General features: G+C 43.5%; 8 protein-coding genes, 1 tRNA gene and 1 pseudogene. All 10 read right to left on the bottom strand.

From position 1 onward, the window contains the following. Positions 1-213 precede the first annotated feature (213 nt). Positions 214-1257, bottom strand: coding sequence for a BACON domain-containing protein (locus tag T538_RS0109900; protein ID WP_197025774.1), 1044 nt, complete (start codon positions 1255-1257; stop codon positions 214-216). 8 nt (positions 1258-1265) lie between these two features. Beyond that, a complete protein-coding gene (locus T538_RS0109895) occupies positions 1266-2573 on the bottom strand; it encodes a DUF4302 domain-containing protein (RefSeq protein ID WP_081834937.1) in 1308 nt (435 codons plus the stop codon). A gap of 11 nt (positions 2574-2584) precedes the next feature. Beyond that, complete coding sequence (locus tag T538_RS0109890; RefSeq protein WP_031533592.1) at positions 2585-3496, bottom strand: zinc-binding metallopeptidase; 912 nt, start codon at positions 3494-3496, stop codon at positions 2585-2587. 12 nt (positions 3497-3508) lie between these two features. After that, complete coding sequence (locus T538_RS0109885; RefSeq protein ID WP_031533593.1) at positions 3509-5059, bottom strand: RagB/SusD family nutrient uptake outer membrane protein; 1551 nt, start codon at positions 5057-5059, stop codon at positions 3509-3511. Between the two features lie 20 nt (positions 5060-5079). Then, positions 5080-8421, bottom strand: coding sequence for a SusC/RagA family TonB-linked outer membrane protein (locus T538_RS0109880; RefSeq protein WP_031533594.1), 3342 nt, complete (start codon positions 8419-8421; stop codon positions 5080-5082). A gap of 407 nt (positions 8422-8828) precedes the next feature. Then, on the bottom strand, positions 8829-9983 hold the full coding sequence (gene fucO, locus T538_RS0109875; protein WP_031533595.1) for a lactaldehyde reductase: 1155 nt from the start codon (positions 9981-9983) through the stop codon (positions 8829-8831). A 153-nt stretch (positions 9984-10136) separates the two neighbouring features. Then, positions 10137-11531, bottom strand: coding sequence for an MATE family efflux transporter (locus tag T538_RS0109870; RefSeq protein WP_031533597.1), 1395 nt, complete (start codon positions 11529-11531; stop codon positions 10137-10139). Continuing rightward, a complete protein-coding gene (locus T538_RS0109865) occupies positions 11531-13216 on the bottom strand; it encodes a Na/Pi cotransporter family protein (RefSeq protein ID WP_031533598.1) in 1686 nt (561 codons plus the stop codon). Before T538_RS0109865 ends, T538_RS0109870 begins: the two co-directional genes overlap by 1 nt. Before the next feature lie 229 nt (positions 13217-13445). Next, positions 13446-13518 (bottom strand) — tRNA-Gly (locus T538_RS0109860). A 301-nt stretch (positions 13519-13819) separates the two neighbouring features. Next, a pseudogene (locus tag T538_RS0109855) lies at positions 13820-14092 on the bottom strand (S46 family peptidase); the annotation flags it as partial. Positions 14093-14115 lie beyond the last annotated feature (23 nt).

Raw genomic sequence — 14115 nt, 5'->3', positions numbered from 1 at the left:
GGATTCTCCTCAGTAGGACACGATTTAAATCGTGTCCTACTGAGGAACTTGTATAATAAAGGATTTAACCTTGACACAGTTCTGCTTACACTCCCATCTTTTCTGCAATTGGAGAGGATGTAAAAGTTTTGTGATAGATGCCAATAAAATAAGCCTCTGGTTGATTTTCGAGTTCAACCAGAGGCTTTTTTGAGCTTTATTGTATAGACAAAATTACCTAACCAGAATCAAGTCAGTAAAGGCAGCTAAATTTTTCTTAGCCTTTCCTGTTGAAGGATCAACAAGTCTTACAATAAGACCAGCAATCTCAACGCCTTCGACTCCATTATTATCTACAAAGTAACAAGCCTGATAATCTTTGAAATAGTTAAAAATACACTTCTGAGTGTAATTAGCCTTTGTATACAAAGTTCCAGTACTTGTCAAAGAATACTGAACAACATCATAAACGCCGCCAATACTAGCAATAGTTGTACAACCTACAAACTCATAGCTTCCGTCCTTTGTCAACTTACCGACCACTGGGATACGTCCAAAATCAGTATCGCACAAGCCTGTAATTGTAACAGTAGAATCTGTCTTGTTTATGTCAACATCAACAATAAGCGTATCATTTCTACCCTCAATAAGATTGTAAGACAAAGATACCCACTTGCCACCAAGGTCATCAATAGAATACTGAACGAAATCAACAGTCTGTGTCTTGCCAACATTCAAAGCCTTAATAACAGCCGAACCTCTACGTCCTACACCTGTCTTGTTTGCCTGAACATCAAAATGTATGCCATCTTCGGTTAATGTATAGCTTACCCATTCAGGAAGTCCTGTAATCTCGAAACCGAAAGTATTGCGTGCCTTGTAATCGATGCTCATTGCCTTATTAAAGGCTGATGTATAAACAGAATCTTTAGAAAACTCTGTTATACAACCAAGCTGAGTTACAGGAACACGCTTTGTCTGGTTGCCACATGTAAGTGTAACCATTGCTGTACGGCTGTCGATAGAAGTGTTGTCGTCGAGGCTGATGTAAACCTTAGACGCATCTGCACTTACCTTACACCACTCTTCTGATGATGTTGCGGAAACTGTGGCATCGCCCAGACCGCCATCGTACAGAATATAGCCGCTGCATGCCTTAGCCGAATAGTTTGTAGTAGACTCAACAAGTTTGAACTCGCCAAGGTAACTGCAATCAGTTTCGTTGCAGGATGCCATAAAAAGGCATCCCAGCAACATTGCTAATATATATTTCTTCATTGTTACAATCATTTAGTTAATGTAAGAGTCATATCTTTATAGAAATTCCACCAGCCTAATTTATTGCCACTTGTACCAGGATAGCTACTGAAAGCTTCAAAATAGAAACAATTTGCATCGCTATAACCACTGCCATTACTTACAAATGTCAATACCTGCTTATCATCTTCGAGAGACTTAGTTTCAGTAACAAGACCAGTTCCATCATTCAATATATTAATCGAACTACCATTACTCTGGCACAAATAGATATGATACTCTTTTCCACTTGCTGTTGTAACTGTTCCTACATACTGACGTACAAACTCAATCATACCTGTAGAATCATCATAAGTACAAATCAGAGTCGGGAACTCAAGTTCTTTACCTTCAGCGGTGAATGTCAGAGAACCGTCCTTGTTTAGAGTAAACTTAACAGGAATATTTTTAAAAGTTCCCTCATATGACGTACAAGCGAATGTCCATTTTCCATTCAAGTATGTTTCGAGAGAAATGTAATCAGCAGGTCTTTCGAATACAATCTTCACATCTGCACCAACAGCCTTTAGTTCCTTCGCCGTTTCATCGTAAGTAAACTCACTTACTAAATTACCGTCGATATTGATTGGCGCATAGAACTTAATGCCAGTTTCGGTTGTAAGGAAAGTTGACTCATACACTCCATTTTCACCTGAAATACTAAAAGCAGAAGAAGATATTTTTCCACTTCCTAACTTCTTAGAGCCTGAGTAAAGAGCTATAGTTTTTAGAGCCGCACACTTTTCGCGCATAGCATAGCGTTCCTCACAACTCTTCTTCCAATCTACGCTCTTGTCGAGTGCATACATACGCAGAGTAACACCACGTTTGCGTCCCTTGAGTTCGAACTCAGTAGCCGAAGCCTTTGTTACAACGAACTCATAATCACTCTCAAGTCCATCAACATCGCTATCAAAAGGCTCGCTCCAAACGTGAATAAACGGATTGTATGTTACAAAAGAGAGCAATGGTCCCTGCTGTTTGATAAGCTCGTAGCGTGATTCAAACAAATCTCCACAATCGTAACCATCTATCATAGGAAAATCGCTTGTAGCTGTTACCTTTCCGTCCTTGTCGAACTTAAGATAAATACTTACGCCTACATACTCTTGCGCTTCGCCCGGGAACATTTCGAGACACCAGCCGTTCTCTGCAGAGACAAGAAGTTCCCTGTACTCGTTCAGAGCATTTTCCATACGGTTTGCAGAAGAGTCGTCGAAAACTCTGTCGTCGCTCGAACATGATGTCTGTGCGAGGGCGAGCACCGCAACCATTAAAAACAAATATATTTTCTTCATAAAACCTGTGCTTAATTAAGGGTTGTCAAATCCATTGTTGAAAGTTCCTTGCTACGACGCTGTACAGCATCGCGGAGTTTGTCAAGGTCGAAGCCCCAGCTGTTGCGGCAGTATGCCTTTACGATAGCAAGCTTTTCTTCGAGAATATCGCCACCGTTGTGAGTTGTACCATCCTTATCTGTAGAATTACCATCTGCTACAGCAGCATCCCACCACTCCTGATCGTGGGTAACGTAGTTTGCAATAAGTTCAACAAAGTCGTCATATTCCATATTGCGTGAGTATTGCGAGATAAAGCCAAGTTGATGAGCCTCAGTCTCAGTGTGCAAATACCAGTCGCCACCAATGTAAAGTCCCTCACAAATCTTTGGAAAGTTAGTATCGTATGGCTTCTTCTGGTGCAGAATATGACCGAACTCGTGGTGCATGGTCTTGAAGTAATATTCGTTCAAGTCATCCATATAATTTTCCTTCGAAAGGTATTCATTCATATTGTTTACCATGTACAGAGTGATAACAAGACCGCCCTCGGCAGTACCCAAAACCATTGTGCCATCACCCTTATAGGCTGGAGAACCAACAAAATGAATGGTTCTTGGAACAAGCTGGCGAGTAAAGTCTACACCAGCAACCTCGTCGTATGCGCCAAACCATACATGCTTGATGATTTTTGCAAGTTTTACGCTCTGGCTATACTCTGCCGGTGCAAGGTCGTAATCGTAGTCGCTGATGTTATCATCCATTTTGTAAACAATATCGACATTATATGGGTCAGTAAAGTTCTTCTGAATCCATTTGTCGAAGTCGTTCTGCTCTGTTCTTGCTGTATCAAAGACACTTCTGCTGTCGAGCGAATCGTCGCTACATGAGACCGATGCGAGGCTCATGCAACCTATCATTGTATATAATAAAAATCTTTTCATGCTAAAATCTTATTATTTGTTTCGTGGATTAGCTTCCAATCCTGCACTTATCACATCAGCAGGAAGCTGCATAGCACGTCGTGGATCATCCTTCATCAAAGAGTCAACAACCTGAACGGTATTGTTCTCAACAATACGGTGTCTAACCTCAATTCCGTATCGCTTTATGTCGCCCCAACGCCAGCCCTCGTCGAGGGTAAGAATACGGCGAGCGTAAAGGATGAGCTGAACTAAATTGTCAGCACCCTTAGGCAAAGCGAAAGTAGGGTTAAGTTCCTTCTTAATTGTCGGTTTATCAGCAGCATAATATTCTATCTTATTATAGAAATTATTGATAACATCCTCGCTAAGAACGACCTTACTTTTTGTATAGTTGTTCTCGAATACCTGCATATCGGCAATAGACTTTGCAAAATCGCCCTTCAAAGCATACGCCTCGGCACGATCGAGAAGGGTTGCATCAGTATTGAAAGCATTTACAATTGTTCGGTAGTAACCAATACCTGCTGCAACATCAGTATACTCGAAATAATAACCAACCTTACGCATAATGCACTTAGGACTAGTTGAATAGTTTGCTGCCTGATGATAAAGCACTGACGAAGAGCCCCATACTCCGGTAGACTGGCATGTCTCTTTTTTTGCTATAGTCTCATTGTGAGTGTACTTTTTATTTGCGCCATAAGGACCACCCCAAACTGCCCATCCTGAATATGGAACAAACATGAGCAAATTTGCCTTATTGTCAGCATTGCAATACTCATTTGGCTGAATCACACCGTTTGCATCAAGTTTTCCGTAAGCCTGCCAGTCGCGCAACATTGATGCAGGATTATCACCAAGCACTCTTGTTGCATACTCTATAGCCTTGTCGTACTTACCATAGTACAAGTAGAAACGTGCAGCGAAAGCACAAGCGGCTTTTGTGTTAAAGTGATACTTTGGCACAGAGTATGCATCATCGCTGATAAGAGGAAGACCAGCCTCGATATCCTTTTCTATCTCCTCGTAAACAGAACCGATAGTTCCACGAGTATATGAAGGAGAAACTGTTTTTTCTGTTTCCTTCATATAAGGAATACCAAGATCCTTATCCTTGCCAGCCTCAGTCCAAGTGTTACAGAAGATATAGCTAAGCATAAAGTGATTGTAAGCACGGCAAAGAAGAGCCTCGCCACGCTGTGGCTTCAAATCATCGGGGTTGCCCAACTTTTCGATTGACTCTAGTGCAAGGTTTGCAGCGGCAATAGCCTTATAGCTTGCGTCCCAAAAATCCTGCTCGCCATCATCATCATTCTCCTTTACATCGCGCCATTCCCAAGCCTCTGTATGAAATCTGTTGTATGCAGAATACTTAGAGCCATTGTCATCTACATTGTCGCTGGCAAACTCAGCCATCATCTGATAGTTCTTGCTTGGATAAGCTGAAACGAGCAACTTTGCAATCTTATCCTGTGTATCTACCTCTGTACGGTTATCAGGAGTTTCGTCGAGATAGCTGTCGCAAGATGCGAGTGCCAGCGCAGAAACAACGATACCTACGAAATAATATATTTTTTTCATCTTAATTCTCTTTTTAATTATTACAAACCTACACGAACTGTAAATGTGAACTGCTTTGGTACTGGCGCAGCAACACCACCTGAGTTAAAGAACTCTGGGTCCTGACCCTTCAGCTTAGAATCGCTGTAGATAAGGAACAAGTTGGTAGCCTGCAACTTGAGTGAAAGATTGTTAATCTTTATGCTCTCGAGCCAAGACTTAGGGAAATCGTAAGAGAGTGAAACCTCCTTCATTCTTACAAAATCGCCCTTTGCAATGCGCTGGTCGCAATAGTTGTATGAATTATAAGCATACTGGTAATCCTTATTTTCGTTGTACTGGCGTGCACTCAACAAAACAGGGACGTTTGTATAATTCTCATCGCCCGGCAATGTCCAACGGTCTTTGAAATCGTTAGTCATTGAGGTAAGGTCGAGGTAACGATATTGAGCCTTGAACACAGGGTCGAGACGAATAACGTTACCGCCAGAGTAAGTGATGTAGACATTCAACTTCAAGTTCTTGTATCTGAATGTATTTCCGAAACTACCAGTAAATGTTGGGTCTGTAGGACCTTCGTACTTCAAGAAATCCTTATTCTCACGTTCCTGGAAGTAGATTCCATCAACAGTTGTCTCTGTATGCTCTACATTTGTGTAGAATGAAGGAAGACCATCTTCTGTAAGACCAGCAAATGGAATAGAGAACAAACCGCGAACAGGATAGCCCTCAACTGCGAAACCAGAACCAGTAATAAGGTCGATGATACGAGTAGTTGTCTTCAAATCAGTAACCTCGTTCTTTGCAAGAGAGTAAATCAAATCGGTGTTCCAAGAGAAGTTCTTTGTTGAGATGTTCTTAGAAGAAATTGTGAACTCAACACCATGAGACTTCATAGAAGCCACGTTTGCCTTCTTCTGGGTAAGACCGCCAACACCCATAGTGTTGATAATACCGATAAGGTCGAAGTTGTTACGCTTGTACCAGTCTACAGCGATATTCAGACGGTTGTCGATGAAACCGAACTCACCGCCGATATTAAACTCGTGCTTCTTCTCGTAAGTAAGTTCGCTATTCTCCAAATCGTCGATATACAAGCTGTTTTCCTGAACATTTGTGAAAGGACGGAATGGAGTCTTGCTCTTTACAACAACCATTGAGTTGGTTACATCCTGCGGACCACGGTCGGCAGTAAGAGAGTAAGAAGCCTTGATTGTTGCATGGCTGAATGCAGGCTTCAGAGCCTCGAAGAACTTCTCCTCGTGTGCGTTCCATGCACCAGACACGTTCCAAGTAGGCAACCAGCGTGCACTACGGCTCTTACCAAGTTTGTTTGTACCCTCATAGCGGACAGTTCCGTTAAGAGTGTACTTACCAGCGTAGTTGTAAGTAAGGTTTGCGAAGAATGCAGCACTACGCATACGAGTACGCTTCAAAGAATAGTATGGGTCAGTACCACGCTCAATACCCTGTTTGAAAAGTTCGTACATATAGTAAGGAGTCTCGCCCATAGAATACTGCATACCAACACCGTTAAAGTGGCTCTTTGAACGGTCGATGGCACTTGTCTCCATACCACCGAAGAGGTTAGTGAAGTGCTTCTCGCTCCAAACATGATTCCAGTTTGCAGTTGCACGGAAGTCTGTGCCAAGAGTCTTGTAATCGTCTCTCATATAGAAACCGCCGACAGGCAATATTGAGATAGGCAACGCATAAGGATCATCAGGATTCTTGTACAGATAGTTATTTGCATCACGAATCTGTGAATCCCACATTGCACGGTATGCCAAAGACTGATTACTCTCGTCGGTAATATAATGCTCCTGTGAAGAAGTAGAATACTTAACCGCACCAACAACACCAAGCTCGAGTTCGCCGACAGGCTTCCACTTCAACTCACCCTGCCACTTCATATCGGCAACGTTGAGTTCAAGATAGTTTTCCTCAAGTTCCTTGAGGATATTGAAATCTGCATAGTTACGAGTATAAGTCTCGGTTGGAGACATTGCTCTTGATGTATTCAGCGCGTAAGAATAAGGGTTGATATCGAAATCACGCTTAACCTCACCACTTACAACATCAACATCCTGACCGAGTGTACCCGGTGCATTCTGCTTACGGTATGATGCATTGCCAAGAAGGTTGAGAGTAAGATTCTTGGTAATGTTGTAAGAAGAGTTGATATTAGCAGTATAACGGTTCACCTTGCTCCGCTTGTACCATCCCGGATCGGTCATTACAGAAAGAGAGGCATAGAGCGAAGAACGGTCTGTACCGGTTGAGATGCTGATAGAGTGGTTCTGCATGATGCTGTTTGTAAACAACTCGTCGAACCAGTCGGTATTACGATACTCAGCCTCGCGGAGATATGCAGCGCGAGCCTCTGGAGTATTCTCAAGACCGAAAGTACCAGTAGTTGGGTCGTAAGTATTGATGAGCTTATACATTCTACCGTACACACCGCTACCTTTAGCGTGGTAAACATCGTTGAAGTTAAGCCAGCCCTTCTCTTCCATCTCCTTGTATATAGCCATCTGCTCCTGTGAGTTCATGATGTTGAAGTTGCGGTAGCTTGGCTTCAGACGCATAGTGAACTCGCCAGTATAGTTAACATGGCTCTGTCCTGCCTTACCCTTCTTGGTAGTGATTACAATCACACCAGCCATGGCGCGAGCACCATAGATAGATGTAGCGGAACCATCCTTCAGAATCTGCATGCTCTCGATATCGTCTGAGTTCAGACCAGAGATTGCAGAGCTGACAAGAGTCTCGGCATCACCTGATGACAAGGCATCGGCGCTAACCTCAACGGCATCTTCCATAACCACGCCATCAACAACCCAAAGAGGGCGGCTATTACCGTAGATAGATGTAGCACCACGCACACGGATTTTTGGAGCAGTACCGAATGTACCAGATACGTTCTGCACAGACACACCAGCTGAACGACCTTCGAGCGAACGGCTGATATCAGCCATACCGTCGAGCTTCATATCCTCGGCCTTGAGCTGTGATGTAGCACCAGTAAACATACGCTTGTCCATGCGCTGCATACCTGTTACAACAACTTCGTCGATAACCTTGCTGTCTGGTTCAAGAACCACCTTAACGTTCGACTTGATTTGAACTACCTGAGTCTTCATACCGAGATATGAAACCTCGAGACTCTTTGCACTTGACGGAATTCCTGTAAGACTGAATTTTCCGTTTAAATCACTAATTGTTCCCAAGGTTGTTCCTTTTACCATTATCGAAGCACCAACAACAGGCTCGTTGTCTTCTGCCGAAATAACAATACCAGAAACCTTAGAAACTTGCGCACTACTAATTGCCGAAAAGCAAAAAAGCAGTAATGAGCAAAGCAACAATACTTTTCCTCTCATTGTCTTTTAGTAAAATGATTTTAATGTTTTATAATATAATCTCTCAGCGCAAAATTATAAAAAACAAACATACAAATGCATAAATTTATTATTTTTTTACGTCAAATAGCAAAAATATAACATTTTTATGGTATTTTTTAAACCTTTGAGGACTTTTTGGGGACATTTTTGCCTTCCGAACATCTGATATATAAAATCTGTTTTCGCTTTCTTTTTGACTATTTTTTAACGAAAATAACTTACATTTGCATCTTCAGATTACCGTATAAAAAATGATTTCAGGTATGAAAAATGATTTTTCACCATTTAAGTTTCAGGACAAAAAAAATAAGCCATAACTGCCGACATTATAATCGGAGTTATGGCTTTCTTACTTATCTGTTATTTATCACTAACTGATGCTGCAATTACAGCACCTTCTTGTACAACTCTATAATTTCAGCCTCTGTTACATCGCGAGGGTTGCCCGGAGTGCAGACATCGGCAATAGCCTGAGCCGCAAGAGCAGGAATGTTCTCCTCCTTGATGTTGAGGTCGCTCAAGTGCTGTGGAATTCCAACCTTTATAGACAATGCACGAACGGCATCTACGGCTGCCTGTGCTGCCTGCTCGGCAGTCATGCCTGTTGTATCAACACCCATAGTCTTGGCAATAACGCCAAACTTCTCGATACACTTAGGCATGTTGAACTCCATGATTGTTGGGAGCAACAATGCGTTTGCCACACCGTGAGGAATATCGAACAGCGAACCCATTGGGTGAGCCATTCCGTGAACAAGACCAAGACCTACGTTAGAGAATGCCTGTGCTGCGATGTACTGAGCCAGTGCCATTCCCTCGCGACCTACCGGGTTTGTAGGCTCTTCGACAGCAAGAGGAAGATTCTCGGCAATCATCTTGATAGCCTGAAGCTCGTACATATCGCTCATAACCCATGCACCCTTAGTGATGTAACCCTCGATAGCGTGAGTAAGAGCGTCCATACCTGTTGCAGCAGTCAAGCCCTTTGGAAGGGTGTACATCAACTCAGGGTCTACGATTGCAACGGCTGGAATATCGTTAGGGTCAACGCAAACCATCTTAGCCTGACGCTCCTCGTCGATGATAACGTAGTTGATTGTTACCTCGGCACCAGTTCCGGCAGTTGTAGGAAGAGCGATGATTGGCACAGACTTGTTCTTTGTAGGAGCACAACCTTCAAGAGAAACGACATCGCTGAACTCTGGATTGTTGCTCACGATACCGATACCCTTTGCAGTATCCATTGACGAACCGCCACCAATAGCGATAAGACAGTCGGCTCCCGACTTCTTGAAAGCCTCTACGCCCTGCTTAACATTTGTAACTGTTGGATTTGGCTTAATCTCGCTATATATATCGTAAGGGAAACCTGCTTCGTCGAGAACGTCTGTAACCATCTTGGCTGTACCAACCTTCAGCAAACCCTTATCTGTAGCCACCAATGCCTTGTGCAAGTTCAGTCTCTTTAGTACTGCAGGCAACTCCTTACGGCAACCTGCACCGAAGTATGAAACCTCGTTCAAAATAAATCTTTGTGCCATTTGTATTGATTATAGTTTTTATTTATAAATAGTGTATGTAAATTATCTAATTAAAATAGTATTTGTATTAAAATTATAGTGTGACAAAGATAGTCTGTTTTTCTGAAAACCGACAATATGTTTTTGATTTTTTTAATGTGTTTTTAGACACATTTAGCGTCCGATGCGGTCGAGGTGCATCCAGTTTCCCCACTTGAAACGGCACAGGAATATCACTCCCCTGAAACAAAGTTCGATGCACATAGCAAGCCAAACGCCGTTAAGACCGTAGACTGGCGCAAGGAAATAGGCAAGCGTAAGGCGTACAATCCAGATGCTGCAAAGATTCATGGTGCACGGCACGAGCGTATCGCCTGCGCCCACAAAAACGCCGTAGCACACGATGCTGGCAGCAAACATAGGCTCGGCAAAGGCTTCGATGCGAAGCGCACTTACGCCAAGTTCGAGTATCTGCTGATTATCGGTCATGAAGCCAATCATATAAGGTGCGGCAAAATACATAACCACGCCCATCAGAGCCATAACGCACATTCCCATTGTTATGGTTATGCGAGCCAACTTTCGGGTTAGCGAGATGCGCATAGCACCAAGTCCCTGTCCGATAAGGGTTGTAGAAGCCTCGCTTATTCCGTAGCCCGGCATGTAGCAAAGACTCTCTGCCGTTATGCCAAACGAGTTTGCCGCAATTGAGAATGTACCGAGAGGCGCAACAATTCGCGTAGCCAAAATCTGTGCACCGTTGAACATTATTCGTTCAATACCAACCGGCATTCCAATATGAAACGCTTTGGCAAGCACATCCTTCTTAGGAAGGAAACTACCCTTCTCGCGCGTAAGCCTCAAATCAGAAGAGATGAACACGGCATAGCCAAGCATGAGTATTGCCGATGTGGTAACAGCCGCAGCCGTTCCCCACGCCGCTCCGACAACGCCCATATCCATGACGAAAATAAAGAAGTAGTTGAAGAGCACATCGAAGAAGCACATCGATATATTCACCGCACTCGGAAACTTAAGGTTTCCGCTGCAACGGATAACCGCTCCAGCCACGATCTTGAGCTGTAAAACAGGGATGAAGCACGCATAAATAAAGAAATAGTCTGATGCTCCCTCAACTATTTCGGGCGAGCCGCCCAGCCATACCGGCAACTGTCCGCTGATGGCAATGGTTATAGAACCAAGAAATATTCCGAAGGCAAGACAAACGGTTATTGCCTGACGGAAGATTTCTCTTGCCCCTACCCTGTTGTTTGCCCCCATCATGTGGGCCACCTGAACGGCAAAGCTCGTTGACACCGAGGCACACAAGCCCGAGCAGAGCCATATTGTAGTGCTCATCAGTCCCACCGAAGCCGATGCCTCCGCACCGAGGCTACCAACCATCGATGCGTCGATATACGACATCACCACGTTCGACATCTGCGACAAGATGGATGGAATACTCAACATCACAGCAAGCAAAATCTGCTGCTGCAATGTTAGTTCCTTACCGTCTCTAATCATCTGGAGAAGGTAGGAAGTACCGTTTTCTTTCCCAAACAGAGCCATTAAACTCTTTGTGTTCTTGCCTCTACAACGTTAACAACATAATCGCCAAGTTTTTCGCACTCAAGAATGATATCCATATAGTGAACACCAAGCTGATAGTCGTACTTTTGGTCGTTTACGTCGATAATATTCTGTGTCTTCAGTTGTGTACGGAAGTTGTTTATCTCGTTCTCGATGTTGTATGTCGAATTTACATCTCTGTGGCGGTCTTTCAGCACAACCATCATCTGCGAGAGAGCCTTGTCGGTAAGGTCGAACATCTGATGAACATGGTCGAGTTGTCCTTCGGTTAGCGTCTTCTTCTCGGTGTAGCAATGGTTTATCGTGCGCGCAAGGTTGAAGCAACTGTCGCCGATGCTCTCAATCTCGGTAATCTCGCGCAGCATGATGCGTATTTTCTGCTTTGTGTCGTCGCTGAGTCGTCCCTCACTCACCTTATTAAGATAGTTGGCAATCTCAACCTCCATATTGTCGCAGATGCCCTCATACTTCTCAATTCGGGCAAAGAGTTTGTTGAAGTCGCTCTGCTTCTCGGTGTGCATAAGCGTGCGCACAAGTCCGAACATCTTCTGCGAACGAACGGCAAAGTTGTTGATTTCCTTCTGAGCCTCGAGAACCGAAAGTTCGGCAGTAGACAAGATACCACCGCTGATGAAGTTGAGTCTGAACTCGTCGTCCTCGTCCTGATTCTTGGATACGATTACGCGGCACACGAGTTTCTCGATAAACTTGATGAACCATATCAAGATGAGCACGTTACATACATTGAAAGCTGTATGGAACGTTGCCAGAACGAACGTAAGTTTTCCAGCCTCTGAAGCTGCATCGGCTCCTGTAAGAGTTACATCGTAGCCCACAAGCGAGCACACCATGTTTACGAACGGCTTGAAGCAGATGAGCACCCAAAATACGCCGAACAAGTTGAAGAACATGTGGGCGAAGGCGGCTCTGCGCGCCTGAGTGTTGGCTGTGAGTGCGGCGATGTTTGATGTTACGGTTGTACCGATATTCTCGCCCATTACAAGCGCAATTCCCTGATAGATTGGCAGAACGCCCTGCGAGCACAGAATCATGGTTATTGCCATGATGGCAGCAGAACTCTGCACGCACATAGTAAGGATACTGCCCAACAAGAGAAAGAGCAGAATACTAAGGAATCCGTAGTTGCCGGTTGACGCAAAAAAGTCGAGCACCATCTGATTATGTCCCAAATCCATGTCTACGGCATTCTGCCTCAACATACCAAGACCGAAGAAGAGGAAGCACAAACCAAAAATAAATTCGCCGAGACTTTTGCGTTTCTTTGAATAGTTGAACGCTAAAGCCACGGCGAACATAGGGAATACGTAATCTGCAATATTAAAATTGAAGCCTGCCGACATTATCCATGCAGTGAATGTAGTACCGATATTGGCACCCATAATTACAGAAATTGCCTGTACCAACGTAAGCAAACCTGCATTTACAAAACTGACAGTCATCACGGTTGTTGCGGTTGATGATTGGATGGCTGCGGTTATAAAGGCTCCGGTAAACAGTCCCGTCACCCTATTCGTCGTCATTGCACCAAGGACATGGCGCAAATGACTACCTGCCATCTTCTGAAGACCCTCGCTCATCACCTTCATTCCATACATTAGAAGAGCCAGACAGCCTATCAGCTTCAAAAAGATAAATATTGACATAAGAATGTTTAATATTATAAAAATCTGTTGCAAAGATAAGCAAAAACTTTGGTTAATCTACAAGACTATATTCAATATTTAGTGTACCAAAGTACGATTTTGCAGACTCACCAAATCTGTTTCTACCTTAAAATCCGCATTGTTTATTAATCCTGAAAATCAATTAGGTATTGAAATCTCTCTTATTTTACACACAAAAAAAGACCCAGAAATCTGAGTCTTTCACTTGAGCGGAAAACGGGACTCGGACCCGCGACCCCAACCTTGGCAAGGTTGTGCTCTACCAACTGAGCTACTTCCGCATTTGCTTTAGTTCTGAAAAGCGATGCAAAGATACGACATTTTTTTTATCCTGCAAATTTTCGGACTTCTTTTTTGCCGATATTTTTCAAAATTCTCGATTTTTACGGATTTTACCTTTATATAAAAAACGTGAGTTCTGGGATAAAAAACGCAGTTCTTCCTGTTTCACATTTCTTCGGGATGCCCTCGGGTTTCGTTCGGGATTTCAGCTTTTAGAATGACTGCAATCAACGAGTTGAACTCCGAATTCGAGTATAAAGAAAGTGCAGAAACCTCGGTTGTGTTTCTGCACTTTCTTCTTTATTTTCCGAATTCTTCGAGAACATACTTGCCCGGAGAATAATTCTTCAAGACCCAGAGAATATAGTCGGACGAGACAACGATGTTTCGGAGAGTATGAGGATTTGAGTAATAAATGCTTGACGCGCTGCTGGCGGTGCGGTCGAAATTAAGTCCTATCAACTCGCCTTTCGCGTTTACCACGGCACTTCCGCTGTTGCCAGACGATGTTTCGGCATTTGTGGTGAAACATGCCACAGGGAGCGATTCCTTGCCATTTTCGAGAAGCCGGCGGAACTTATCAGATACCTTATAAT

The organism is Bacteroides sp. Ga6A2 (assembly GCF_000702225.1).
Classification (GTDB): Bacteria; Bacteroidota; Bacteroidia; order Bacteroidales; family Bacteroidaceae; genus Ga6A1.
This window is presented reverse-complemented; position numbering and strand designations above follow the sequence as displayed.